30 protein-coding genes and 1 riboswitch are annotated in these 26564 nt (G+C 40.0%); of the genes, 5 read left to right on the top strand and 25 right to left on the bottom strand.

Going from position 1 to position 26564, the window contains the following annotated elements; genetic code table 11:
- The first annotated feature begins 135 nt into the window (after window positions 1–135).
- The 3 genes from ACO1D1_RS24790 to ACO1D1_RS24800 all read left to right on the top strand — a co-directional run bounded on the left by ACO1D1_RS24790 (window position 136) and on the right by ACO1D1_RS24800 (window position 1390).
- Window positions 136–378 carry a glutaredoxin family protein gene (locus ACO1D1_RS24790; RefSeq protein WP_423337490.1) on the top strand — a complete coding sequence of 81 codons (243 nt, stop codon included), beginning with the start codon at window positions 136–138 and terminating at the stop codon, window positions 376–378.
- A gap of 156 nt (window positions 379–534) precedes the next feature.
- Window positions 535–894 (top strand): Lin0512 family protein, encoded by a 360-nt coding sequence (locus ACO1D1_RS24795; RefSeq protein WP_149870436.1) that lies wholly within the window; start codon window positions 535–537, stop codon window positions 892–894.
- Window positions 895–1159: 265 nt separating this feature from the next.
- Window positions 1160–1390, top strand: a complete 231-nt coding sequence (locus tag ACO1D1_RS24800) for an ABC transporter (protein WP_423337491.1) — start codon at window positions 1160–1162, stop codon at window positions 1388–1390.
- A gap of 193 nt (window positions 1391–1583) precedes the next feature.
- Here the strand turns inward: ACO1D1_RS24800 and ACO1D1_RS24805 are convergent, their stop codons facing one another.
- The 7 genes from ACO1D1_RS24805 to ACO1D1_RS24835 form a co-directional block, all read right to left on the bottom strand.
- The gene (locus ACO1D1_RS24805) at window positions 1584–1769 is read right to left on the bottom strand and encodes a DUF2187 family protein (protein ID WP_149870438.1); all 186 of its coding nucleotides are present in this window, start codon (window positions 1767–1769) and stop codon (window positions 1584–1586) included.
- 207 nt (window positions 1770–1976) lie between these two features.
- Window positions 1977–2834 carry an HAD family hydrolase gene (locus ACO1D1_RS24810; protein WP_149870439.1) on the bottom strand — a complete coding sequence of 286 codons (858 nt, stop codon included), beginning with the start codon at window positions 2832–2834 and terminating at the stop codon, window positions 1977–1979.
- 188 nt (window positions 2835–3022) lie between these two features.
- Window positions 3023–4042: a thiazole biosynthesis adenylyltransferase ThiF gene (locus tag ACO1D1_RS24815; RefSeq protein WP_149870440.1), complete on the bottom strand. Its 1020-nt coding sequence runs from the start codon at window positions 4040–4042 to the stop codon at window positions 3023–3025.
- Window positions 4039–4806, bottom strand: coding sequence for a thiazole synthase (locus ACO1D1_RS24820; RefSeq protein WP_423337492.1), 768 nt, complete (start codon window positions 4804–4806; stop codon window positions 4039–4041). Before ACO1D1_RS24820 ends, ACO1D1_RS24815 begins: the two co-directional genes overlap by 4 nt.
- A 1-nt stretch (window position 4807) precedes the next feature.
- Window positions 4808–5011 (bottom strand): sulfur carrier protein ThiS, encoded by a 204-nt coding sequence (gene thiS / locus ACO1D1_RS24825; RefSeq protein WP_423337493.1) that lies wholly within the window; start codon window positions 5009–5011, stop codon window positions 4808–4810.
- A 10-nt stretch (window positions 5012–5021) separates the two neighbouring features.
- The gene (gene thiO / locus ACO1D1_RS24830; RefSeq protein WP_423337494.1) at window positions 5022–6152 is read right to left on the bottom strand and encodes a glycine oxidase ThiO; all 1131 of its coding nucleotides are present in this window, start codon (window positions 6150–6152) and stop codon (window positions 5022–5024) included.
- On the bottom strand, window positions 6136–6822 hold the full coding sequence (locus ACO1D1_RS24835; RefSeq protein WP_423337495.1) for a thiamine phosphate synthase: 687 nt from the start codon (window positions 6820–6822) through the stop codon (window positions 6136–6138). Before ACO1D1_RS24835 ends, thiO begins: the two co-directional genes overlap by 17 nt.
- A gap of 66 nt (window positions 6823–6888) precedes the next feature.
- A riboswitch (TPP riboswitch) is annotated at window positions 6889–6997 on the bottom strand.
- 93 nt (window positions 6998–7090) lie between these two features.
- On the opposite strand from ACO1D1_RS24835, the gene ACO1D1_RS24840 reads away from it, so the two are divergent.
- Entirely contained in the window at window positions 7091–7357 is a 267-nt protein-coding gene (locus ACO1D1_RS24840; RefSeq protein ID WP_423337496.1) for a hypothetical protein, read from the top strand.
- Between the two features lie 69 nt (window positions 7358–7426).
- On the opposite strand, the gene ACO1D1_RS24845 is transcribed toward ACO1D1_RS24840, so the two are convergent.
- Entirely contained in the window at window positions 7427–8884 is a 1458-nt protein-coding gene (locus ACO1D1_RS24845; protein ID WP_423337497.1) for a protein adenylyltransferase SelO, read from the bottom strand.
- Window positions 8885–9194: 310 nt separating this feature from the next.
- Between ACO1D1_RS24845 and ACO1D1_RS24850 the strand changes: the two genes are divergently transcribed.
- Window positions 9195–10229 carry a CAP domain-containing protein gene (locus tag ACO1D1_RS24850; protein ID WP_423337498.1) on the top strand — a complete coding sequence of 345 codons (1035 nt, stop codon included), beginning with the start codon at window positions 9195–9197 and terminating at the stop codon, window positions 10227–10229.
- A 90-nt stretch (window positions 10230–10319) separates the two neighbouring features.
- Here ACO1D1_RS24850 and ACO1D1_RS24855 read toward each other — a convergent pair whose 3' ends face one another.
- From ACO1D1_RS24855 to ACO1D1_RS24935, 17 genes are all read right to left on the bottom strand, one after another.
- A complete protein-coding gene (locus ACO1D1_RS24855; protein WP_149870446.1) occupies window positions 10320–11594 on the bottom strand; it encodes a serine dehydratase subunit alpha family protein in 1275 nt (424 codons plus the stop codon).
- A 146-nt stretch (window positions 11595–11740) separates the two neighbouring features.
- Window positions 11741–12841 (bottom strand): P1 family peptidase, encoded by a 1101-nt coding sequence (locus ACO1D1_RS24860; RefSeq protein ID WP_149870447.1) that lies wholly within the window; start codon window positions 12839–12841, stop codon window positions 11741–11743.
- 41 nt (window positions 12842–12882) lie between these two features.
- A complete protein-coding gene (locus ACO1D1_RS24865) occupies window positions 12883–13782 on the bottom strand; it encodes an acetamidase/formamidase family protein (RefSeq protein ID WP_149870448.1) in 900 nt (299 codons plus the stop codon).
- Between the two features lie 49 nt (window positions 13783–13831).
- Window positions 13832–14113, bottom strand: coding sequence for a metallophosphoesterase family protein (locus tag ACO1D1_RS24870; RefSeq protein WP_423337499.1), 282 nt, complete (start codon window positions 14111–14113; stop codon window positions 13832–13834).
- Complete coding sequence (locus ACO1D1_RS24875; RefSeq protein ID WP_423337500.1) at window positions 14091–14765, bottom strand: metallophosphoesterase family protein; 675 nt, start codon at window positions 14763–14765, stop codon at window positions 14091–14093. The genes ACO1D1_RS24870 and ACO1D1_RS24875 overlap by 23 nt, the downstream gene beginning before the upstream one ends.
- 37 nt (window positions 14766–14802) lie before the next feature.
- Window positions 14803–16404 carry an APC family permease gene (locus ACO1D1_RS24880; protein ID WP_149870450.1) on the bottom strand — a complete coding sequence of 534 codons (1602 nt, stop codon included), beginning with the start codon at window positions 16402–16404 and terminating at the stop codon, window positions 14803–14805.
- Between the two features lie 134 nt (window positions 16405–16538).
- Window positions 16539–16823, bottom strand: a complete 285-nt coding sequence (locus ACO1D1_RS24885) for a BMC domain-containing protein (RefSeq protein WP_149870451.1) — start codon at window positions 16821–16823, stop codon at window positions 16539–16541.
- 55 nt (window positions 16824–16878) lie between these two features.
- Window positions 16879–17205 (bottom strand): hypothetical protein, encoded by a 327-nt coding sequence (locus ACO1D1_RS24890; protein WP_423337501.1) that lies wholly within the window; start codon window positions 17203–17205, stop codon window positions 16879–16881.
- A gap of 41 nt (window positions 17206–17246) precedes the next feature.
- Window positions 17247–18260 carry a phosphotransferase enzyme family protein gene (locus ACO1D1_RS24895; RefSeq protein ID WP_423337502.1) on the bottom strand — a complete coding sequence of 338 codons (1014 nt, stop codon included), beginning with the start codon at window positions 18258–18260 and terminating at the stop codon, window positions 17247–17249.
- Between the two features lie 22 nt (window positions 18261–18282).
- Complete coding sequence (locus ACO1D1_RS24900; protein WP_149870454.1) at window positions 18283–19545, bottom strand: aspartate aminotransferase family protein; 1263 nt, start codon at window positions 19543–19545, stop codon at window positions 18283–18285.
- A 67-nt stretch (window positions 19546–19612) separates the two neighbouring features.
- The gene (locus ACO1D1_RS24905; protein ID WP_423337503.1) at window positions 19613–20392 is read right to left on the bottom strand and encodes a DeoR/GlpR family DNA-binding transcription regulator; all 780 of its coding nucleotides are present in this window, start codon (window positions 20390–20392) and stop codon (window positions 19613–19615) included.
- A 48-nt stretch (window positions 20393–20440) separates the two neighbouring features.
- On the bottom strand, window positions 20441–21199 hold the full coding sequence (gene fabG / locus ACO1D1_RS24910) for a 3-oxoacyl-ACP reductase FabG (protein WP_149870456.1): 759 nt from the start codon (window positions 21197–21199) through the stop codon (window positions 20441–20443).
- A 227-nt stretch (window positions 21200–21426) separates the two neighbouring features.
- A complete protein-coding gene (locus tag ACO1D1_RS24915) occupies window positions 21427–22683 on the bottom strand; it encodes an aminopeptidase P family protein (protein WP_423337504.1) in 1257 nt (418 codons plus the stop codon).
- Between the two features lie 125 nt (window positions 22684–22808).
- Window positions 22809–23900, bottom strand: coding sequence for a DUF1648 domain-containing protein (locus ACO1D1_RS24920; RefSeq protein ID WP_149870458.1), 1092 nt, complete (start codon window positions 23898–23900; stop codon window positions 22809–22811).
- Between the two features lie 46 nt (window positions 23901–23946).
- Window positions 23947–24336 (bottom strand): GntR family transcriptional regulator, encoded by a 390-nt coding sequence (locus ACO1D1_RS24925; protein WP_149870459.1) that lies wholly within the window; start codon window positions 24334–24336, stop codon window positions 23947–23949.
- A 155-nt stretch (window positions 24337–24491) separates the two neighbouring features.
- Entirely contained in the window at window positions 24492–24815 is a 324-nt protein-coding gene (locus ACO1D1_RS24930; RefSeq protein ID WP_149870460.1) for a BC1872 family protein, read from the bottom strand.
- A 184-nt stretch (window positions 24816–24999) separates the two neighbouring features.
- Complete coding sequence (locus tag ACO1D1_RS24935; RefSeq protein ID WP_149870461.1) at window positions 25000–26223, bottom strand: MFS transporter; 1224 nt, start codon at window positions 26221–26223, stop codon at window positions 25000–25002.
- Between the last annotated feature and the right edge of the window lie 341 nt (window positions 26224–26564).

Genomic DNA, 26564 nt, shown 5'->3' on the forward strand with positions numbered 1-26564 from the left:
ATGCTTACCTTTTTAGCCATATCCTTCCATATACTGCATGCTTTGAAGATGGTGAATATGTATCTATGGGACATTATTTTACCCATGGAATCAGATTTCATTGTACAATAGCTGTAATGAAAGGGAGGTAGTAAAATGAAAAAAGTGATTATTTATTCTCAAGAGACGTGCCCGCCTTGTCATGCGGAAAAACAATGGTTAAAAGAAAATGGGATTGAGTTTGAGGAAAAAGATATACGTAAAAACGATCAATATTTACAAGAACTTATTGAACTAGGGGCTGCGGCTACACCAGCAACCATTATCAAAGACGAAGATCGTGAAGAGATTATCATGGGATTTGATCAAGCGAAATTGGCTGAAATACTGGGAATATAGTGATAAATGGCGTGTGAACAAGAACTTTATTTTATTTTTTGGATTTTTTCCCTCTATAAAGGATAATTCCGCTACCTATACGCGAGTATTTAACATACTCAATAAAAAACGGTAAAATAAATTGGTGAAAGCAATTGGAAAGGAAGATGTATAATCATGGAAAAATTAATGTTTATTGAAACTGGGATGGGGATTGATGTGCACGGTCAAAATATTACCCACGCGGCAGTTCGTGCTGTAAAAAATGCGATTCACTTTAATTCGATGCCTGGTATTCGTTCGGTGCTCCCTGAAAACAATTTAGATAATATGAGAGTGAATGTGAAACTCGCCGTTCCTTGCGACAAAGAAAAGCTCGACATTGCGGCTGTAAAAGAAGCCCTCCCATATGGGGAAGTTTCGGTAGAAGTAATGGATGGCGGAATGAAGACGACTAGCGGGATAGTCCTTGAAGATAAGGGAGATAAAAATGATTTGATGTACATAGTTGTAGCATCGGTTGAAGTTGGCTATTAATTTTAATCAATCAGTGATTAAAAGCCAAAATCAATATTAAATGCACACTTAAGGAATCAAGTAACATTACAAAAACAGTTTAACACACTCTGCCTCCAACTTTTCATGGAGGCATTTTTAGTATTTCACCAATCATTTTCTAGGATCTGATTCCATAGTCTCATTTTCGCCCAGGGTTGAGCCCACATTTTGTATAATCATAGTCAAGGTATTAAGTAAACGCATACATTAATGGTGAACAACCTTAGACAGGAGGTGATATTCTATGAGTCATGGGCAATCTTCCTGGGGTATTTTTGGAATTTTTCTTGGGTTTATAACAGGAGCAGTTTGGCTGTTGCTTGCGGGATCGGGAACTTATACCCAGTTTTTCGAGTTACTTGGCCTAGGAAATCTCGGCAATATTTTAAACATTCTTATCGCGATAATTGGTTTCCTTGCTTTTATTGTTTTCGGTTTATTCGTGTTTAAGGAAGCGTGGAGACGCAGCCGCTAATATAATCCTGTGCTAATGCATGTGTATGAAAAATGGGTCAGTCTCCCAGTGAATGCGTTCACCTAGGGACTGGCTCTACTGCTTCGTATTGTTATAAAAATAAATAATGAGAAACAATTTTTACAAATGACCTTCCAATATTTAATAATGTGATGGTGTCTGAGACCTTTTTTTGAAATTAACGGAGATTCTGTCAACTATTTGATTTTGCTATTTTGTAATTTTTATGATTCACAATGGTTGTGAGTGGTTCGTCTTTGTCTTTTGAATACCCGTAATTGACTATAACAGAATTCTCCCTTATGCCAGAAACGACCCCTTCAAGGTTTTTCCCCTCACGTTTAAAGGAAATCATATCGCCTATTTTTACAGCAGCCATTATATCACCTCGTCTTTAGAATACCCAAAAACAGGAATAGAAAATCCTTTTTTTACTCATTAGTAAAATAAAGAGTTGGGGGACTTTTTTATTAGCTAACCGAAATGCTAAAAGATTGAAGTTTCTTGCAATTTTAGTTACAGGACGGTTAAAACTTATAAAATAAGCAAGGCTCACTCCAAAAAACAGGAGATTGCCTTGCAATCTTTATAAAACACCAAATTTAGTTTTCAGGTAATAGTAAACACCGTCTTCATCACAGGTAAAATCCGTTACGTCATCAGTGATTTCTTTAATGCGATCGGGTGCATTTTTCATTGCTACAGCGTAATTAACGAGCCTTAGCATTGGCAAATCATTGTCGCTGTCGCCGATTGCCAACGTATCTTTCAAAGACAAGCCAAAGTGATTTAACATTTCTTGAACACCGGTTGCTTTATTGACGTTCGCCACCATCACCTCGGCATTGTGCTCCGAAGAGACTGACATCGTAAAATCAATTTCCTTCTTTAATTGCTCCAGTTCTTTTTTCCAGCATTCGATATGTTCTTTTGTCCTGGCAAAAAAATAAAATTTGGAGAATTCGTTGCCTTCTATATGATCCTTCCAAGCAATGTCTTCTTTTATCGCTTGTTTCCGGGAAAGCCACTCATTCATTCCGACAGTTTCCGGTTTAGGATCTCTTATTTCTGCTACAACATACGCCTGATCCTGTTTTAGTGTGATACGGGCGGATCCGTATGGAAAAAGTTCATAGTACACCTTATGTTCTCTCGCTTTTTGAATAACCATTTCCACCAATTCAAGCGAAAGTGTATGTTTAAAAACAACCTCATCCGTAACATACCCTGCCATACCATTAGATGTAACAATTCCATCCACTTGAAAGCCCGGCGGTACTAACCCTTCAACTTCGCCAAAAGCTCTTCCTGTAGCAATAAAAATAAAAAAACCCTGTTTTCGTAAATCATCTATAATTTCTTTTGTATGTATACTTACCTTATTTTGATGGTTTAAGATCGTCCCATCCATATCTAAAAAAATTGCCTTTGGTTTTCTTTCCACTATTATTACCTCCTGCCCCATCACTTTAACGAATTACATTACTGGGGTCAAGTTCTGAAGCGTTTTAGAAAAACAATTTATTGCCTTTGGATTATTTGTATGTAAGGAATCATGGCGTCCAAGTCGCTGAAAAATAGCGGATACTAAAAAAAGGTGTGTCAGTTTACACACCTTTTTCAATGTCAGTTTTAACCTAGGTATCGATGGTATAGCGCCTTTGCTTCAGAAATATCCTTCGTTCCGTGTATGAGGACTCTTCCGTCTTTAAAAAATACCAATCGATGAGAATTCACCGTAAATGATAAGAGATAAGGATTCAACTGCACAGTTCCTTCTTGTTTTGCCAATGTTTTTTCTAGCCCAGACAAATCCCTGATGGTTGGACTGGGTGGACGGATTTGAACAGAATCTCTTCCGCAAAGTACTGCTGTTTTCGTTTGGTTTTCAAAAGATAAATTAGGGTAGGACCGGTTTACCCCGCAAGAAGGACAATCCGCTCTTTTTAATTTATCAACATTAATCGCACTATACTGATTTTTCCATAAATCAAAGGAAACGAGTTTGTTTCGCAATGCTTCCAAATCACCGACCAAAATTTTCATTGCTTCACTTATTTGTTGAGCAACAACCATTTGAACGGCTGGACTTATAATTCCGGCGGTATCACAGGTTAATCCTCCGAGAGGAACTGATTCCAATAAACAAGAAAGGCAAGGCGATTTCTCGGGAATAAATGTGTAGGAAATGCCGTAGCTTCCGACACAAGCCCCGTATATCCATGGAACAACAACCTTTTGCGATACATCGTTTATCATCATTCTTGTTTCGAAATTATCCGTAGCATCGATGATTAGATCCACATTTTTAGCCCATTCTTCAAGCTCAAAGGCTGAAGCGTCTTCGATTATTGCCTCCAATTCCACTGTTGAGTTAACCTCCGATAGGCGTCGTTTGGCTGCAATGACTTTAGGGGTTCGTTTTTTAGCATCTTCTTCTGTATATAACTGCTGCCGCTGTAAATTACTCCATTCCACATAATCACGGTCAACAATGGTTAGCTTACCAATTCCCGCGCGGACCAATGCTTCGGCACTGCCTGTACCAAGTGCTCCTGCTCCTATGATAAGTACATGCTTAGTGGAAATTAGCTGCTGTCCGACTTTTCCAATTGGTGAAAATAATACTTGTCTTGAGTAGCGTGGATTCACCCGATACTCATTCCTTCCTTAGGACTGCTTGCTGCTGCATACCGCTTTTTCTCAATCCGACCGGCTTCATATCCTAATCGTCCAGCTTCAATCGCAAGCTTCATCGCTTTTGCCATTTTTACCGGATTCTTTGCCGCTGACACTGCAGTATTTAATAACACACCATCGGCCCCTAATTCCATCGCAAAGGCAGCATCGGCTGGTGAGCCAATTCCAGCATCCACAATAACAGGCACTTCAGCCTGTTCGATAATAAAACTTAGGTTTACTGGATTGATAATCCCTTGACCGGAACCTATTGGCGAAGCCCCTGGCATGACCGCATGGCAGCCAATTTCTTGAAGCTTCCTGGCTAAAACCACATCATCTGAGGTATATGGGAGAACAATAAATCCTTCCTTTACTAATTCCTCTGTTGCCTTTAGGGTTTCAACTGGGTCCGGGAGTAAGGTTTGATCACAGCCAATGACTTCCACTTTAATCATATCGCAAAGACCCGAGGCTTTTGCTAATTTTGCAATGCGCACAGCCTCTGAAGCGTTCTTTGCCCCTGCAGTATTTGGCAAAAGCGTATATTTAGTGGTGTCCAACTGTTCTAAAAAGTTGGGTTGGGTTGGGTCAAAAATATTCATACGTCTTACAGCAAATGTGAGGATTTCAGCATTAGATACGTCCACTGCTTCCTTTTGAATTTCATAGCTTGGATACTTTCCTGTTCCTAATAATAAACGAGAGTGAAAGGATATAGGACCAATTTTCAACATATTAACCGCCTCCTACAAAATGGACTATTTCAATTCGATCTTTATCTGCTAATCTGGTAATCTGGTGTTCTAATTTCGTTATGACTTCACCATTAACTTCTACGACAACGATTTTATCCTGAATTTCAAAATGATTTAGAACATCTGCAATACAAACAACTTGTTCAGGGAGTTGGATTAACTCACCATTTAAGACAACATTCATACCGTGCCTCCTATACAACTATTTTTTTATGTCTTTCTAAATGAAAAGCTGAGAGTAGCGTTTGGTCAGTTATTCCCCCAGTTAAAAGGTTTGCCATCAGTTTCCCTGTTATGGGACTTAATAGAATCCCGTTTCGGAAATGCCCTGCTGCAACGTATAGCCCTTTCCGGCTGGGATGTTCGCCAATGTATGGCAACCCATCTCCTGTCTGTGGCCGAATACCGGACCATACGCGCTCCCATGCTGCTTCATTCAGCTGTGGAACCAGATTTGTTGCTCTTTCAATTAAGCTAGCAATCCCTTTAGGTGTTACTGTTTGATCAAATGTATGTTCAATCATGGTGGCACCAATATAAATTTCCCCATTTCGTTTTGGTACAAGATAACAACGTTTGTCGGAAAAAATGGTCATGCTAATCACCGGCTTTTCCGGTCTGACAGAAAAGCATTCTCCTTTTACTGGATAAACATTTATCTCCAGACCTGCTTCACACAATAGTTTCGAAGCCCATGCCCCGGCGGCAACGACAACCTGTTCACTGCGGATAGCACCATTGGTCGTGTTAACCCCTCTAACTTGACCATTTTCATATATTAAAGAAACGACTTCCGTATGTTCTCGAATCTCGGCCCCAAAATAGGCAGCTGCTTGTGTAAATGCTTTTGCTAACTTTGCCGGCTGCACATGTCCATCGTTAGGAATGAGCATTGCCCCTGAAATGCTTGGAGATAAGGATGGTTCCAATTCTAATAATTCCTTTTTATCAAGCCAAGTTATAGCAGGGTCCCACTCCCTTTGAAAATCAACCTGTTTTTTTACTTCGGATGCTATTTCTTCGGTTTCAGCAATTTTTAACAATCCTTTATTGACAAACTCAATATCTACTCCAGAAAATTCCAATAATTCATTTGCGAGAGTTGAAAACATAGATTGACTTGTTAACCCCATTTGGAATAATGGACCATCTTGTTCGATTTCCGCTTGTGAGGCCAGCATTCCTGCGGCAGCTCTAGTTGCTTGGCACGCTAGTTGATCCTTTTCGAGTATAATCACTTTTCTTCCCATTTTTGATAGCTGATAGGCAATGGAAGTTCCGACGATTCCCCCACCGATAATAATTACATCAGCTGAATTCCCCACTTTTTCCACCTCCATTTTTCAACACTTTTATGTATGACTTAACTGCTGCCAGTGGATCGCCTGCATTTAAAACACCCGACATAACTGCTATTCCTTGTGCTCCTGCCTGTATTACCCTCGCTGCATTTTCTTGTGTTATACCTCCAATTGCAATAACTGGGATGTCAAGTTGTGTTATCCTTGATAATTCCTCCAAGCCTTTCGGGGCCATTCCTGGTTTTGAGTGAGAAGGGAAAATATGACCGTAAATCACATAATCTGCACGATTTACTTTTGCAGCCACTCCTTCCTGATAAGAATGAATCGAACTCCCTATCCGAATCTGAGGAAAATTTTCCTTCACAACACCTGGTTCTAAACTGTGAAAAGCTAATTGCACCCCACCGGCCTTTGCTGTTAAGGCCACATCCAGGCGGTCATTAATAATAATCTTTGCTAGCGGGATGTTTGCAGAAATTAATTGTTGGACCATTTCATATAGTTCACGGGCTGTTTTTTGTTTTTCCCGTAAATGTATTGCTGTCACATAGGGCTCGATATCCTTTACAATTTCCTGAAACTGCTCGATCGGCATCTTACCATTGGATATGATATGAAATTCTTTATCTTCGAAAATACAAGTTACCCCTTTCAGAAGATTCCGCCATTTATTGCATACTGTGAAAAACAAAAAACCACTTCCTTTAGATAAGAAAGTGGTTGAAAATTTGAAAAAAGAACATTTTTTGTTCATCAAATATTCATGTTTCCACTTCCCTACGCTGGTATGATCCAGATCAGGTTCATAGAGTCCCGAAGTAGCACTTCAATCTCAGCCCTTTAAAAAGGCACCTCTAGCGGATAAACTTCAATTATTAATTTGTATTGATTACCTTACATGGATAATGTTAACATGTTAGGCGAAAATGTCAAATTATTTTTTTGTCGCAAAATCTCTCATGTTAACTGAACCAAAAGTGCCAATCACCCTCGAAAAAATGAGATACCTGGCACTTGGGCCCAAAAATTCGAAACCATCTTTCTATGTAAAAGATAGTTTAAAACGCTCTTATTGCTTTTTAATAGGAGTAACTACTGAAAATAAACTTTCGGTGGGATCAGTGACATTAAATTCAACGATCTTGAAGCCATTTTCTCCATCCTTGAAATCATTTTTAGTTGGTGTAATGATTTGGTTGTTATTCATCATCATACTTCCTTCCTGATTATTTCTCACACAGAAGTTACTATATGATGAAATACTTAAATGTGTGACTGTTTTTTTAAAACTAATATCAGGTTCCGCAGAAAGTACGGTATCTACCAGTTGATGGCTCAGGAAGTGTGCAGTATTCCGCCTTTTCAGGGGAATAGGCATAAGGATTAGAAAGAATTTTAAGCAGCCGGTCCATCACTATTAAATCACCTTGTTCCACTGCCGCTTCCAGCGCTTCTTCTACCCGATGATTTCGTGGGATTACCGCAGGATTACTGTTTCCCATTAATTGTTCTACAGAGGTTTTCGATTCTTCCTGCCGGTCTAATCTAGCTTTCCATTTACCGTACCACTCCGCAAATTCTGGCTCACCATTCAAACCAGTTTCTTCATTATTAGCCAATGTTAGCGCCCTGAATGTATTGGTAAAATCCGCATGATTCTTCTCCATCAAACTAAGGAGGTCATTTATTAGCTTTTCATCATCAGATTCTTCGTTAAATATTCCAAGTTTCGCTCGCATTCCCTCGAGCCAATTCGCTTCATATATTTTTGAAAAGTGAGATATTGCATCTTGAGCCTTTTCAACCGCCTTCTCTTGATTTTCATCTAGCAGCGGTAAGAGAGTTTCAGCGAACCGTGCGAGATTCCATCCCGCCATATAAGGCTGGTTGCCATAGGCATAGCGTCCTTGAGTATCAATAGAACTGAAAACCGTTGCGGGATCATATGTATCCATAAAGGCACAAGGACCATAATCAATTGTTTCTCCACTAATTGTCATATTATCAGTGTTCATCACCCCATGTATAAAGCCAACCAATTGCCATTTGGCTACAAGTGCCGCCTGGCGTTTGATTACTTCTTCAAGAAACCGTAGATATCGATTTTCATCCGCTTCAATGTCGGGATAATGTCGGCTAATTGCATAGTCTGCGAGTGTCCGAAGCTCCTCCATTGTTCCCCATTTTGCCACGTACTGGAAGGTACCTACTCGAATATGACTAGCAGCAACACGAGTAAGGATGGCACCAGGAAGAGCGGTTTCACGCTGGACAGCTTCACCGGTTGTGACGACAGCTAGACTACGGGTGGTAGGAATACCCAAGGCATGCATGGCCTCACTGATGATGTATTCTCGCAGCATCGGTCCGAGTGCCGCACGTCCGTCACCGCCGCGGGAATATGGTGTTCTCCCTGGCCCTTTAAGCTGAATATCAACTCGTTCTCCTTTAGACGTCATCTGCTCTCCCAGCAGCACAGCCCGTCCATCCCCTAACTTTGTAAAATGCCCAAATTGATGACCTGCATATGCCTGCGCAAGCGGCTCAGCTCCCTGGGGTACCCGGTTGCCGGCAAGAACCGCCACACCATCCTCACTCTGCAGCGCCTCTATATTCAATCCAAGTGATTCCGCCAAAGGCGCATTGAGAATAACTAACCCTGGTTCCTCGACGGGTATTGGATTGTGTAAAGTAAAAAAAGAATTTGGGAGACGGGCATAACTATTTTCAAAATTCCATCCAGTTTCTAACATCGTATCTCCTTTTGTTGTTTTCAAATTTTTTGTGCGTTCCACTACATCGATTCATTTTTTTTCCACTTGATTTCATAAATCCATCTATCATAATATAGTAAACCCGTTTTTTTCACGAATTTTAACTAATACGCTTGTATTGAACGTAAGCATATTGCTTATACAATTAAATTCGTTTGGTTACAATTCTAATAGAAATGGAGGAGAGATGATGGGGCGAATTTTTTCAATTCTAGTCATACTATTTATACTATATGTTTCTGGACCATTTATTAAACAAAAATTTGCAAATTCCGATTACGCAGTTTCAATGAAACAAATTGAAACTAAATTAAATGATGTCAAGAAAAATCCTGAAATTCAGGCAGCCATCGAATCTCTATCTGGAGAGGTCAAACAATTTGTAGAGCAGCTTGGCCTTTTTTTAGATAAAAATCCGCTAACGGAAGAGCCAGCTGATCGAGAAAAGGTAACGTTAAAAACCCCAGCTGATCAAGTCTTTTCCATTCATAATATAGAGCTCGGCGCCACCAAAAAAGATATTGAAAACAAACTTGGCCAGGCAAACCGGGAATCGCTGAATGAATATGGGGAAAAGTGGTATGCTTTTCACAACAATTATCAAAGCTTTTTTATGGTCATGTTCGATGATAAAAATCAAGCAGTTGGTTTATACACAAATCAAGATTTAATTGCCTCTAGCAATGGGATTAAGGGAGGTAGTTCGAAAGAAACCGTTCGAGCTGTGCTTGGAAAACCACTGTCCGGGATTCAAAAGGGGCTGACTATTTTGCAAATACAAGAAAATGCGGACTATGATGTATATCTGCTAGACGAAGTCTATGTTACCATTTTCTACGACAAACACGAAAACAATACAGTGACTGCCATGCAATTAATCAACAAAGATTTGGAACAAAAGAAACATGAACTCTACACTAGTGCAAGTCCGGAATTGAAGGAAGGATTTGAATACCAGCTATTCGATTTAACAAATGCATCTCGTGTGGAGCACCAGCTTCCCATTCTGTCATGGGATAATCAAGTAAAAGAAACTGCTCGGAAACATAGCATGGATATGGCTGTTAATCAATATTTTGATCACACAAACCTTAAAGGGCAATCGCCATTTGATCGGATGAAGGAGGATCAAATTATCTTTTATCTTGCTGGAGAGAACCTTGCTTATGGTCAATTTAGCAGTATTTTTGCCCATGAAGGGTTAATGAACTCGATTGGCCACCGCCAAAATATTTTACGTAAGGGATATAAGTATTTAGGAGTAGGCGTTGCTTTTAATGATCAATCACAGCCCTACTATACCGAAAATTTTTATGCAAAATAATCAAGTAAAATGTCCTTCATAACCATGATGAAGGACTTTCACAGGAAATCGAGAAGTAAAAAGTCCTCCAACGGGAATGCGAACCTCGTTTTATTTTTCCAACATTAATTTTAATATCAGTTCATCTGTTTGCCTTGTACCTTCATTTCCAAGTTTGCAGAAGCTCTCAATACTTTTTTCGACATCATCGTGAATAAAGCCGTCTGTTGACTGTATTTCCTGATGGTTCAAGGCAAGTAATGCGGACTGGACAGCGACATTGGAACAAGTTGAAACCTTCATGGCGCAGCCTGCCTTTGCTCCGTCGCAAATCATTCCTGACACGTTGCCAATTGTATTTTGAATGGCTGCCTTTATCTGTTGAAGGCCCCCGTTCAATAAATAAACAATTGCTCCACTTGCCCCCATTCCCGCTGCGGTGACCCCGCATAAGGCAGAAAGGCGGCCAAATCTAGATTTGATATGGATGGTTATCAGGTGACTAAGAGCAACCGCCCGAATCATCTTGTCCTCGGACACTTGCAGCTTTTCTGCTGCGGCGACAACTGGAAGTGTAACCGCAATCCCTTGGTTTCCACTCCCTGTATTCGCCATTACCGGAAGTGTTGATCCTGCCATTCTGGCATCTGAACCCGCTGCTGCAAGCGACATGGCCGCAGTGGCTAAATCGTTGGATAAAATCCCCTTTTTCACATTATCTTGAATCGTTTTTCCAACATTTAGACCATAATTACCGGAAAGTCCTTCTAAACCAATATTTTTATTTAATTCAATACTCTTTTTTACAAGTGCTAAGTCGTCAATGTCCGTGGTTAACACCCATTCATATATTTCATCGATTGTTAACGCTTCCAATTCCTCTTCCTCAGTCTGGATTCCGATATTCTCACATCCGCCAAGATAGACAGGCTTTCCATCCACTTCGATTAAGGTGATATTACTATGATTATCGGAAATGACAACCATTGCAGTCTGCTTTTCTGTTTCAACTATGACTTCAATATACAGCCTTTTCGGAGTATCTGCCTGGCCGGCAGCTACTTTTCCCGCTTCTATAAGTTTCAATGCCGCCAGTTCGTCTTCCATTGTAAGCCCATCTAATATTTCTAATTTTTTCTCTGGGTCACCGGCAGCCGCTCCAAGAGCAGCAGCGAACTCTAGACCCTTTGCCGACATACCAGGAATTCCAACCGACTTGGCATTTTTAATAATATTTCCGCTTGCTTTTACACTGATAGACTTGATCTGTCCATTAATTTTGCTCTTTGCTGTTGCGGCAGCTAAACTAATGGCAACTGGTTCTGTACAACCAAGTGCAATCACTAATTCTTTTTCTAAAACTGCCATTATTTTATGTTTCCCCATTATTCCCTCCAGAAAATGCTGACTTTCTATCATTTTAACATAATCATGCTCCATATTTTTTACTGTTTTATTTCCAGTTTCATTCAGGTAAAAGTAAGAGGCCTGCTCAAATTTGAACAGGCCTCTTACTTGACGCAAGTTGTTACCTAAATCCGATGATATTCTTTCATAATTTGCATAAGCTCTTCGTGGTTGATTGCAGGGACGATTTTCCCAAATGGTTTAACAGTGGTCATCGATTCCGCAGCAATCATCGCGTTAACGACTGATTCATCAACTGCCTGACAAACAGCTTCGTAAATGGGGTCAAATACCTCATCATTGACAAATTCCATCGTTAATTTCTCTTTTGATAATTGGGGAATTTCCATTTCATTGGCAGTTGAAAAGGCAAGAAAAATATCACCAGAACTATTTCCCCCAGGGCTCCCGCTCCTGCCAATGCCTATGGCAGCACGCTTTGCAACCCTTTGCAGTTGATGGGGAAGCATCGGAATATCAGTCCCAATAATGACAATAACCGAACCTTGTTCCTTTTCTAAAAGACTTTCTTTACTCATATGTTTTCCCAATGGAACCCCTAGAATGGTCAGCCACTCACGTAATCCAAAGTTTGCTTGAACGAGCACACCGATATGTTGTTGTTGACCATTAATCGTGACAACCCGTGATGATGTACCCGTTCCTCCTTTAAATTCGTAGCAAATCATTCCGGTCCCCCCGCCAACATTCCCCTCAGCGACTGGTCCTGATTTAGCGCTGTCAATTGCAGAAAGAACATGCCCTTCAGTGATATGTTGGCCGTTTATGTCATTAAGAACACCATCATACGTTTCAGCTATTACCGGCATTGCCCATAGATGTTCATCAGTGAATTGTTTTTCATAGTTATTCACCATCCATTTTGTTGTAGCATGGTGAGCAATTCCAACTGAATGGGTATTTGTAATACAGATTGGGCTCAGAAAATATCCGCCATCATTTATCCAATGGACCCCTGTCATTTCACCATTCCCATTTAAACTGTAGAAACCTGCCCAAACTGGTTCCATTTTTTCCTTTTTACCGCGAGGCAAAATGGCTGTTACTCCTGTACGTATTGGACCTTTTCCGATTTGTACTTGCCCTTCACCTTCAATAATTGTAGTAAAGCCAATTTCCACACCCGGAACATCTGTTATGGCATTAAATTCCCCTGGTATACCCGGAAACGGCAATCCAAGATCACGCCCACGTTTTTTTTTCATACAAAAACTCACTCCTCAGCACATCGAACACATGCATACTTCTATTTTATTCTCAATTTATATTGATCCAATATCCATTGCGGCAGCTCCATTCGAGCTGTCATAAGCGGATCAACAACCTGACATATCCTTAAGTCACCCACTAAGGATAATAGCATTCCTGCTTCATCAATCGGCAGTCCAAGGTGTTCAACAATAAACGTGTGCATATTAATGGTTGCTTGTTTAGCCGCTTCATCCAATGTCTTAGCAGATGCGATGGTGATTAGTTTCTCTTCACTAACAAGCATTGGTAATGGATAAGTTTCGCCTCTTACCACATCAACCTTTATCGTTACTTCTCCTGGAATTTCCAAACCACAGATAACAATTTCTCCGTCCGCCATCACCGCATGTAAATCTCCCATTGACAGGAGCGCACCGGAAACATTGACTGGCAGATATAATGTTGAGCCTTTGACGATTTTCTTACAGTCCATATTCCCGCCGTGTTCTCCCGGAGTGCCAGTTGGAATTTCTGTGACTGCCGGTGCCGTCCCAATGACCCCAATCATCGGTTTAATGGGAATGTGAATGATCTCATTAAAAATGGCTTTCCCCTCTTCGATTGGGATTACTTTTGTCGTTTCCCCAGTCACAATATCACCAAGAACACCAAGCTTCGGGGCCGTCGTCATAACCCCTTTGCTTTCAATATTAATTTCTAAGATCTCCACTTTTAATATATCCCCCGGCTCCGCCCCTTCAATATATAATGGGCCAGTAGCAGGATTAATTTGATCCCAGCCTACTGAGCTAAACGGCTGATCTTCCTCCTGTATTTGATTACTGAAACAATCATATGTTTCAAAAACGACCATACTCCCAGGTTTTACTTTTTTAACCGCTGGATTGTTGCGTGACATTTTCAGCACACATTGGTCTTTGTGAATAATTTCCATTACCTCAACTCCGTTTTTAATAATGAAGTAGTTTCATATAAAGCATTGCTTACCCGGCTGTTAGTGAATATGACACTTTTCCATCCTTATTCACGTCCACTAAAGCGCCTCTAAGGAGGCCTTGATCATAATCTGTTCCCGCATTAATACATATTGTCCTTCCTATAGTGGTCACTCCCCGGCTTTCATGAACATGCCCGTGTAAGGAGAGAAGGGGTTGATATTTTTCAATGGCTTCACGAACAGCTTTACTGCCAATTGGCGCTGTTGCTAAGGAATCCCCGTCGAGAACAGGCTTCAACTCATCATCATACAAAGTCCCTTGATCCAAATCGGTGTCTGTAGGGAGGAATGTGAATGTTGAAGATACATTTATTCATATCCTGAACCTGATTGGCAGCGTTTTCAATTTTCTCCGCTAGTTCTTCCTCACTAAATTCACGCGGATACTTAAATACACTTGGCTTCCCGCCGCCCACTGAGAGGATTTCAAATCCGTCTACCTCAATCACTCTTCCATCCCCATTTTGCACAAACTTTCCGTCATTGAGTATCTCATCAAGATAAAAGTCATCCACGCTGCCCGGAATCATGATACAAGGAATTCCTGCTGCTTTAAACCTTTCATCAGCCAAATCGACCCAATCCTTAACCACTTCTATTTGCTTTTCTTTAATAATTCGCTCCGCGTCGCTCTCTTTTAGTTGATTTAGCTCTTCTTCTGTCACTAAGAATGGATAGAATCCCGCATCCCTTAAATTTCTTTCCAAGTCTGGCAGTTCATTTGCTTTCTTTACTTTCACCGTGGAGCCATAATATCGGCATGTATAAATGCCGGACTTTTCAACAATCGGGACGACCATTTTCCCTGTAAAATCCCCGCCATAAATAACTAAATCCGCTTGATAAAACTTACCGGCATTGGTGAATTTTCGAAACGCGGTTTCTCCTCCGTGCAGATCGCCTGCATAAAAAATTTTCAAAGTCCCCACCTCATCCTATTAATTTTTGAAAAATTGATTAGTCTGATGGAATCTCCTGGAATTGAATATCAATATCTATTCCTTTTTTAGCATGGTGACGTTTCATCACAAAATAGATGATGATCGGGATCAACATTAAACACAGGGAGACCACAATCATCGTAAATGGTAAATCCCCTCTTAAGAATGGGATTAGGAGATAGTAACAAATCGAGACGCTAATCGCTAAGGTTAGCCAGCCTAAAATCGTGACTAAATGGATACCTAAAAATTTTGTCTTTACGATAGGTGGTGAGGAATTAAACAAAATTTTCTTTCTTGTTGAAAAAACAATACCGGCAATCCCAAGGAATATCCAAGCTAGGAACCATGTAAAAATGGTGTAAGCAATATTTGCTGTCCAAGCAGGGACGAAAATATCCAGCATTAAGAAAAACCAGGCACCAATAATAACGGTTCTTAGCGCATACGTAGGTGAATTTGTCTTTTTATTTAGTTCCATAAATTTACTAGGGATCAGACGGTCAAATGACCAGGCAACCATATTACGTGATGGCCCAAAGCCTAAACCAGCAGCTGATCCAAAGGTAGCAACAGCAAAACAGATGGCAATTAAGAACACAAACACAGGATTCTTTGTCATGATCCCAATCATTATGGTAATAAATGGATCATAACCTTTAAATGGATAGGCTTCATGGCCAGAATTATATAAATAATACAGGCTATTGGACCAGATATCCCCGAAGTTAATATAGGACATCGCATAAAAGATCGCCCATACTACCATTAAAATCGCCAATGATCCAAATAATGCCATTAACTGAGATTTTTGAACGTTTCGCACTTCTCCAGCCAGATTCGCTCCAAAGGTTGATCCAAGTGTATTTAGGATGATGTAGGTTGAACCTGCCATAACCGTTGCACCGAAGAGGAACTCCGTTGTATATCCATCAGCTTTAGCGATTGGAATGACATCTCCATAGGCTAAACCTGTCAGCTGTGTAAAATTGGCTGCAAACGTTCCTTGCCCAGTGATTAAGTTTGCAATGATAAAGACAACAGCTCCAACAAGAGTAGCACCCAAAGTTAGGTACGCCAATCTTACCATCCACTTTGTTCCTTTATAATAGATAAAGTAGATAAACAACAGCAAGCCCGTGCCAATAATCGCATGCATATAATTTCTATTGAAAAACTCTGCTAAATTCAGCCATGCTCCATCATTTCCATTAATTAATGCGATTGAATAGAAGAATTCGACTACAGACCATTTAATGATCCAGTTTAAAAGAATTCCAGTCCATGAGATAGAGGTAAAAGTAATCATAAAGCTTGCCATCAGACCAAGCGAGGGATGGAGAATCCGGCTAATATAGATATATTCCCCGCCAGACCTAGGCATCGAGACTGATAATAACCAGTAAAGACCTGCAATAATGAACATCTGTGCCACAGCCAAAATGGCCCAGACCATATGGGCACCTGGATACAGAAACGGCGCCCACATGATATAAACGAGCGCAAACATCAGCCCTGGATTTGCAGCAGAGTAAATCATCGTGTCAATGGGACTAATTTGCCGAGCGATTCCACCGGTAGATTTCTGTTCAAACAAAGCGAGACCAGCTTTAGACATTTTTTCTCCCTTCTCTCCTTAAAAGTTAGCAATCGAGTTGACAATCACAATGACTGTTTACGGCACCACTTTCATTCACCATCAGGGATTAGAACAATCATTCACCCCCTTATATGTTAAAAATATTAAGATTGTTATCCTTCAAATTTTGGCAAAATCATTTGCAGTTCATTATGTGGACGAGGGATGACATGGATAGATAGAATCTCTCCCACACGCTGAGCCGCTTCACTTCCTGCCTCCGTCGCTGCTTTAACTGCGCCCACGTCCCCCGTTACAAGGACGGTCACAATCCCACCGCCAACATGAATCTTACCTATTAGATTGACATTTGCCGCCTTTACCATCGCATCCGCTGCTTCAAGGGATGCCACTAATCCTCTTGTCTCGATCATGCCAAGTGCGCCATTAATAGCCATGCTTCATTCCTCCTACTTTTCTTAAAAATCCATTTGTCCCGTTCCTATTCCCCCCTCACTCGTGATACGAGGAAAATTTCACCCGACTATGTTCCCGTTCTTTTGGGCTCATGGAAACTGAGAGGTTTTTCCAAGTTTTCAATTCTTCCATCGTTAGCGGAACTATGTGCGAAGGGATTTCATCCACTTTTTTTGAAAATCCCACTGTGGAGGTAATATTGTTCCATTGTTTTATCTCCTCGTTCGTAAGGGGGGGATATTCTACCCTTTCATCCACCTCGAAAGATTGTTCACTCCAACCATTTTGAACAAAACGTTTCGATTCTTCCTCCAGCCGCGAAAGTACTAATCTCGTAATTTTTTCAACTAACTCCGCGTCCATTCCTACACCACCTTAAAAAGCACTATCGTTATGATCATTTCCTATATCTTCCCGTCCTGCAGGTATCTCTTTGCCAATTCATCAGTAGACTCTGTAAATCCGCTTCCTAATTCCCTCGTAGTCTCATTATCACGACTCCCTACCCAAGCAATCAGCTGAAGTCTTCTCATCAGAATAAAGGTAGGGATTTCAGCCTCTTCTTCTTCTGAAAGGGGGCGAATCCCACGATAACCTTTCAACCATGAGGCAATTAGGGAAGGTACATATGGTAAATGCTCGATAAAGCTTAAAGAGGTAGCCAGGTCATAGAGATACCAGCCAAATCCACAATCATCAAAGTCAATCACCTTAATTTGTTCGCACTCAACCAATAAATTAGCAAGCCGTAAATCGGAATGAATCAAGCCATATCGATCAGGTCCTTTTCCAAATTGGTTCAGTCTTTGTCTAATTTTTTCTGAAACATCCGTAAACAATTCTGTTCGCTCCGCTGTCATCCCGAGGCCATCTTGCCATCTGCCCCACTTTGGATTGGAGCCTAGAATGGTATCGTAATCCCAGGTGAGCCTGCGGATTTTCCGAAGATTTTCCCGGTGATCGATACTATGTCCATGCAATTGCGCGGTAATTTCGCCAAGCTTCCTAAATTGACTGATAAGTTCACTCTCGTTTTCTTCATTGGGGGCCTGACCGTCTAAAAATGTGAAAAGGGTGCAGTAATAAAGATCATTTTGATAGTCAACTACTTGTATATATTCATTATTTCCTCCTAAAATAGGCAGGGAAACCTGAATAGATGAATGTTCATCAATTGACATCAACCATTCAAGCTCACTCTCTACTTCCTTTTTTGTATGATATCCTGGGCGCCCAACACGTAATATATATTTATTACCTGCAGCTGAATCATGAACGAGATACGTAGCATTTTCTGAATAATTTAATAGTTGAATCGTAGATTGCGATAAAAATGGGTAACAGGGAAGGGCGGAATTCGCAATTTCATTAAATTTATTTAATGATTCATGTAATGGATCAACTGAGGAGCTGCTCATTTTCATTTCTCCCTTCTAATGGTCAGCTATAACTATAAGCCATTTTTGCTGCCTGTTTTATACTAAGTTCGCATTTTGAAAGTAACTCATCACAATAGTCTTGATCGCAAAGTAAACCAGGTTTAAATTGAAGAACTCGATTATCAAGCATGGAATAAATGGCCCAAACTCCATTTTTAAACAGCTGCTGCATGACAAAGATGGCGCCTTGTGGATGGCTGAACTCCAGCCCCATTACAACACCTAATTGGCGAATCCCTGTAAAAAAGTCTGGATTTTGGTTCTTAATCGTCTCAAGTCCTGTCCGTAAATAACGGGCTACAAAATCTACGTTTTGCTGTACTTCCCTCCGTCTGGAGATTTCCAACACCTTCATCGCCACAATACAGCCTAATTCCGAACCGCCGAATGTGGAGATGTGGGCAAACCCATCTTCATTCATCCAATTGCCAGCCTTTTTACTCACAACGGTAGCTGCAATCGGATAGATTCCACCACTGAAGCCTTTGGAGGTAACTAAAATATCTGGTTCGATTCCATAATGTTCAACGCCCCAAAGTTTTCCGGTCCGCATTAAACCCGTTTGCACCTCATCAGCGATATATAATGATCCAAACCGTTCACACAATCGTTTAACAGAAGATAGATATCCTTTTTCCGGAAGCGGGAATCCATAGGTTGCCGGAATGGTTTCGATAATGACACAGGCAACATCTTCATTTATTAGCGCTCTCTCCATCGCATGTAAATCATTAAATGGTACATGAATAAATTCTGCCGGATCCCCTTCACTTAAGAAAGGGCGTGAATATCGTTCATTCCCTAATGAGACAGCGAGTCCGGTATGACCATGATACCCATTGATGATGGAGACGATTTTTTTTCTTTTCGTAGCATATCTTGCACATTTTAAGGCGACATCGATGGCTTCACTTCCACCTGCAGATAAGATCGAATAGTGTAGTCCGTCAGGTGTGCATTGTGACAGTTGTTCTGCAAGCTGGGCACGTGTCATCGCCGGAAAATGGTGATTTCCGATATCGAATTCATTTAAGGCTTCCTTTAATGCAGCAATAATTTCAGGATTACGATGTCCCAGATTATAGGTCCCACCATTTAAATGGACATCCATTAATTTTTTTCCATTCATATCGTAAAAGTAATACCCTTCTCGTTTCCCCATAACCAAGTCAATACCATCTTTTTGCCATTGACTGGTTTTCCCAGGATTCCACCATTGAATCGATTGATCAATGACTGTTTTTTTACTTGCAAATTCAACCATACACTTCTATCCTCATTTCTCTTAAAATATTATGCCATGATTGTTTAAATCACAATTGTTATTTCGGCTAATTCATTTCATCTGCAACAATTAATTCAATTCCTCTTTCACTTACAAGTTTCCTCCATTCAATCGAGCAGCTAGAATCGGTGATTATCTTAGATGCATCTGTCAAGGCGCACATATTGGCGAAGGTAGTTTTCCCGAACTTCGTATGATCCGCCAATATGATTACTTCTTCCGCACGTTCCATCATTTTTCGTGAGATGCTTGAGCCGCTGATATCGTAATCAGTAATTCCATTAACGGTAGAAATTCCCCCCGCACAAATAAAGGCTTTATTTGCCTGGAGCAGCTCTAGCATTCTCTCAGAAAGAGGACCACTTGTATATTTTTGGTTTCTTTCAATTTCACCACCAATAAAAATAACACGGCCTTTAAATACATCCATCGCACCGAGCATGATCGGCACAGAATGAGTAATCAAGGTAATATCTTTTTTGTCCACTAAGTATGGAATCATGTCTAATGGCGTAGTCCCATTTCCAATCATAATGATGTCGCCATCCTCAATAAGACTGGCAGCCGCCCTGCAAATAGCATGTTTTTCAATATTATTAATCATTGTTTTTTCATCAAAAGGTAATTCCCAGCTATGGATTTTTGTTTTGACTGCCCCTCCATAAACCTTTTTCAGAAATCCTTCCTTTTCAAGCCGGTCTAGGTCGCGGCGAATGGTTTCATCTGAAACTTGGAGTATATGAGCCAACATCCTTACTTGCACTTTCTCTTCTTTTTCTAAAGATTCCATAATAGTTGTTTTGCGTTCTTCAAAGGATAAAGACATATATGTTATCACCTGCTTTGTAAAAAATGGGAATCTTTTTTTGGCATATTAATTTTCAGGCAAAATTTGTCCACCATCAACAATAATGGTCTGACCTGTGATAAAGCCGGCTTCCTTTGAGGCCAAGAAAAGTGCTGCATAGCCAATATCCTCCACAGTGCCTAACTTTTTCATCGGAATAGCAGATGCCATTTCCTGCAAATAATCCTCCCCTAATCCTTCTAACCCTTCTGTCAGCACATTTCCCGGCAGCACAGCATTTACCGTAATCTGATTACCTGCCAACTCCAATGATGCTGTCCGCATAAAACCTAATTGAGCCGCTTTACTTGCAGCATAATGAGACCAGCCAGGGTAACCTGTGACAGGTCCTGTAATCGAAGAGGTAATCACTATCCGTCCAAATTCAGCGAGCTTTAAGTAAGGGATACACGCCTGTACCGCATGAAAAGTGCCTTTCGCATTCGTGTTCATGACTGTATCCCACTGTTCATTTGTCATATCCTCCAGGTTTGCCGAAGGGAAGATTCCTGCATTGGCACATAAAACGTCAATGCTTCCAAACTTTTCATAGACTTCTTTTGCTACCGCTTTCATTGATTCACGATCTTGAACATCCGCTGAAAATGCAGCTACTTTTCCTTTTTCACTTTTCAATTCAGCAGCACAGTCCTCGGCAGCAGCTAGATTCCGTGCTACCAATGCTACATTTGCACCATGATTCGCAAATACACGGGCAATTCCTTTTCCTATCCCTTTACTGCCTCCTGTCACGATAACGGTCTTACTATTTAATGAACTAAACATTGTAACAGCTCCTCACCAATTTAATTGGGCTTATTTAAAAAACAACAGAATACAAACACAATTTTGATTGAAGTTGTGGGATGTGGTGTGAAATCTTGTGAATTTCAATTGATAGTTATGTGTATGTTTATTTAGTACTGAATATTCAGTGTGATTTTCTGTAAACAAAAAGAAAACTGCCAGGAAGATTTCCTCCTGACAGTTTCTATCTTTACACTTTGAATATGCTATTTTCTTCCATTATCATTCATGAATGCTTCAATTTCTTCAACAGAACGAATAATATCCTTTGAAAGTATTTCATGACCTTCTTTTGTTACTAAAACATCATCTTCAATCCGGATTCCGATTCCTTCTTCTTCGATATATAGGCCTGGCTCAACCGTTAGCACCATACCAGGCTGTAGGATTAAGTCCTTATAATTGCCCACGTCGTGCGTATCAAGGCCGAGGAAATGACTGACACTGTGATAATAATAATTAGAAATTTCACTTTCTTCCTTGATCAATCCAACCCTGATACACTCTTCGGCCAGGATTTTCTTTGTTTGCTCATTCAATTTTGCAAATGGGAGACCCGGTTTGATAAGGGCTGTCGTTTCTTTTAATGCTTTTAACACAATATTGTAAAACGCTTTTTGTTTATCAGTAAATCTACCACTTACAGGAAAGGTGTAGCTTATATCTGCATTATAATAGTTATATTGTGCACCTAAATCAAGCAGGACAAGGCTACCCTCTTCAATGTCTGCATTATTTTTCTCATAATGAAGGATTGTAGCATTTTTGCCACTTGCAACAATTGTTGGAAACGCATAATCTTTTACACCTTCTGATTTAAGGCTGAAATCAAAATAGGCTTCAAGCTGATATTCTTTCGCTGCTGTTTTCGCATGACTCAAGATATTTTTAATGCCTTTATATGTAATGTCAATAGCCTTTTTCATCTCTTCGATTTCTTCTGGAGCTTTATAAACTCGCAGCTCACAAATATCTGGATATACATTCTTTATTTTTAAGAATGGATAATTTGCCTGTATCCTGCTGGCGAATTGTTGGCCTTTCGTCGTGTTTTGGTCTAACTCTCTTCGCTCAAGATCCAAATAGATTGTAGACAGCGTGGTTGTAAGTAGAATTCGAGACAAAATAGATTCAAATTGATCGATTAATTGAATATTTCCTATTCCTGAGACCTCGGCTGCTTCCTTTTCTGAAATTGTTTTTCCGACCCATTTTTCCATTACCGGGTCTGACTTTTCGATAAAAAGATATTCTTCCACTTTATTATTGGTTTTTAAGGCTAATAGAATTATATTTGGTTCATCCATACCAGTTAAGTAATAAAAGTTACGGTTTGGGACAAACATGTAGGCCTCATCCGCAGATTTTTGCGGTGCTTTTCCGGCAAACATTACCAGCAGTGACCGGTCATCGAGTTTCTCATATAAACGATTGCGATTATTCGTATAAAACTCCTTATTCATTTTCTTACCTCATTTCGTTTTATTTTTGTTCCTCAATTAACTATAACCCTAATTTACTCTATTTTTCCATAAAAAAAAGCCGGCTATCATGACCGACTTTTTCCTGTTTCCATAGGTGAAGTAATTTACCAATTTGTGATAAGTATGATTAAAATGAGAGGCACGATCACAATTAGATACCCGATGGGATTGCCAAAATTCAACGTCCAGCCAACGCCAAACCGTTTCTCCACAAAGATGGACGGATCGTTCCGATTGAAATAAAACAGACCGCCCTTCCAATATGAATCCTCATCATAATCGGTGATTTTTCCAGCAGCAGTTTCTTTTAAATTTTTATCAGAACGTCCTACTTTCACAGCGAAAACAATGTTTCCGACTAATATCAACAGTAAGAATAATATTGGTATGGCAATCAGCGCATTATTGGAAAATAAGCCTGGATGGATAGTCGATAGTTGTAGGGAACTAAACAACAAGGTGATTAACAGGCTCGCCAGAAACATATACCAGCTTGAATATTTTCGTAACGATAATTGTCGAACTTTTGAAGCTTGAATGCTTGTTGCGCTTAATTTAATACCAGAATTTTTGGTCGTAAAATTGATTCCAAGAAACATGAACTGCATAAGCATTAAAGTCAATGGCTGCGAAATAACCGAAAATGGAGTTTTATCTGTAAAGGCATCTGCTTTCCCATTAGGCCCCCAATGTGTGGGGATTTGTTCAGGCAAGATATCATATTTGAGAAAAGTATAACTAATTAACCCGATGGTGATGATGATCGGCAATATATAAATATACCATGGAAGCATCTCATCTTGGGATCGGATCGATAAATCCGTTACTTGTACTTGTTGTAAATCCTCTGTAAACTTCCGTGCTGTCTTTAACTGAACAGTCTTTCCGTGAAAGTAAAAATAGAGGGACATGCTGATTAAAATAATGACAAATTGTATAGCACTTCCAGCTAACACAATTTGTTCTTCTGCTGGTCCTGTTGTTAAAGCCCAAATTGTATAAAATCCGAGGGTGATAATTGACATGAAGAAAACAATAAGGCTATACCTTTTTTTATAGGCCGCGATTTTTTCATCTTTAATATATGACTCAGGAATCGTTACCCCAAATACGATTGTTCGTTTCACTAAAAACGGAATGGCTGTTTGTATAGCGGATAGTGAAATAGAAATGATCAGAAAAATGATGAATGACATTGACCGCCCCTCCTTGTTCGTGCGTTTACATTTAAACAAATTTAAGTTAATCGGATCCTTTTATGTCCTGAATAATCGATGTTACGAGCTTCTGAATCTGCTCTTTGGTCATGCCTAAAACAAGTGCTTCGGCAATTAAGGGCCTGAAATCTGTGGAAATCCTTTGATAAGATATGGAACTGTGATTCAATAATTTTTCAGGTGTAGAAATAACAGCTCCCGACTTTGGCATAATCCGAATAATTCCCTTTTTTTCTAATTCATGATAGCTCTTATTTACTGTATGCATATTCACACCTAGGTCGGCCGCAAAAGCCCTCACGGATGGAAGAGTATCTCCGGATTGGCTATCGCCTCTCGCTATCCCTTCAATAATTTGGTTGGTTAGTTGTGTGTAAATTGGGATATCAGAGTTAGCTTCAATTCGGATAATCACTTTTTAGACCTCCAATCTGTTCTATATTTATTATAACAAAATTGTTCTATACAATCTAGAACAGATTTGATTTTATTATGTGTTAAGGATAGAAAAAGCTGTCGAGTAATTTCTCGACAGCTTCTAGTTCCGTGAATATAGTTTTAAAGGGGTTATTAGCATAATTTCTGCCATATTCTTGCGTTATCGGGAATGGAACCGAGTTCGACGATTGTGTAAGCGGCATTCGTAATTGCTTGTGCCAGTGTCTCCCCCGTTGCACAAATCTCATTAAAGCAAACTTTGGTAAGGTCTTTTATACTGTAAGTAAACCCCAACTCTTCTAATCGCTCCACAATTTTCATTGCATGGTCAATGTTTTGCTCTGGCTGGAAATCAGACTCATGAATAAACATCCCCTTTTCAAAGTCATACCATCGGTCCCATCTATTTAACTTCCATCCTAGTATTCTCCGGGCAATTGAGTCGGTCTTCATCATTTTTTTTTCCCCTTTTCGTTAATTTTATTGTTCCTTATATGTTATATAACAGTTTGATTAATTAATTGTAATTATATAACACATTACATTCGATTTCCAGTATTTATTAGAAAATTTTAAAAATAAAAAAGCCAGGTACTCTCCCATTTTCTGGAGAGTGCCTGGCTTTTTATTGTTATGTTCATCATATAGCTTCAGTAAGCACAGGAATACTTTCTTGCCTCTGGTCGACCTTGCTTTTCCGCAAACTAATCATAGCGATAAAGGATACGCAATAAAGGATGGCAAGATAGCCCATTGCAAGGGTGACTGTAGCGTGCTCTAAAATGAATCCTACTAAAATAGGAGATAATCCACCTAATGCTCGTCCGAAGTTAAAAATCGTATTAGTGGCAGTGCTTCTTATTTCAACAGGGTAATATTTACTGATTAATGCCCCATACCCCGCAAACATTCCGTTTGAGAAAAATCCGACAATGGCACCGCCAATTAAAACCCCTGTACTTCCGGTTGCAAAGGAATATAAGAATACTGCAATCGCTGATGCGAAAAGGAATATTCCATACGCCTTCTTCATTCCAAGACGATCCATTACTTGCCCAAAAGTCAGCATACCGGCAATCATTCCCACAGCGGTACTAATTGTCCAAAGCGCAGAACTTGAAACTGACAATCCTTGTGTTTTTTGTAGCATGGACGGAAGCCAAATCATCAAGCCGTTATAACCGGCAATTTGGACCGTGGCCATAATTGCTAAAGCCACTGTTGTTAAGGCGATTCGTTTTGTTGCAAACAATTGCTTCAAGTTTCCTTGTTTTGGTACAAGTTTTTTTACTTTTTTCGAGGCGAGCCATTCTGGTGACTCATCTAAATTTTTACGAACGATAAAGGCAAAGATAACTGGGATGACCCCGACGAAAAATAATCCTCTCCATCCCCACGTTGGAAGAATGATTGCACTAAGGAGGGCTGCCAAGATGACACCGAATTGAGCGCCGACACTTACATATGAAGATGCACGTCCTTGTTTGCTCTTTGGCCACGCTTCTGCGACAAGCGCCATTCCAATTCCATATTCGCCTCCAGCACCTAAACCAGCAATAAATCTAAATAAGTAAACTTGTTCAATATTTGTCGCCAATCCGGTTAGTGCTGTCCCGATGGCAAACAAAACAATCGTGTAAGTAAAAACCTTCACTCTGCCAAACTTATCTGCTAGAATACCGAAAATCATTCCCCCAACTAGCATACCTATATTGGTAATGGAAGAAATAAGTCCACCCGTTGCTAAGTCAATATGAAATTCCGCAATAATCATGGACATGGCGAAGGAAATGAACATAATGTCCATACCCTCTAAAGTTAATCCTGCAACTGATGCTACAACCGTTTTCTTCTGATAATTCAATGTTGTCGTCTCCTTCCAAGCCTCTCTGGACTATGATTAAAAGATACTTAGGCAAAATAAAATACCCTTCCATCCAAAGGACAAAAGGGTATCATATATAAAGGAAATATATACGATGTTTACATTTTGCCCTTTTTGGCCTCTCTGGACCAGATTAAAGGAAAATTATTTTCAACTAATACTACCACGATAGAATAAATGTGACAATAAAAAAATTTAAAACTGTCCAATCGCTAGTCACTAGCACATAAAATCCGCATTGAATTAATACATTTTAGAAACAGAAAGGAGTGTATCCCTTGTATTATCACGGCCGGGTTTTTAAAGCAAAGCCTCACCTA

This window comes from Neobacillus sp. 19 (assembly GCF_049463095.1).
Taxonomy (GTDB): Bacteria; Bacillota; Bacilli; order Bacillales; family Cytobacillaceae; genus Neobacillus.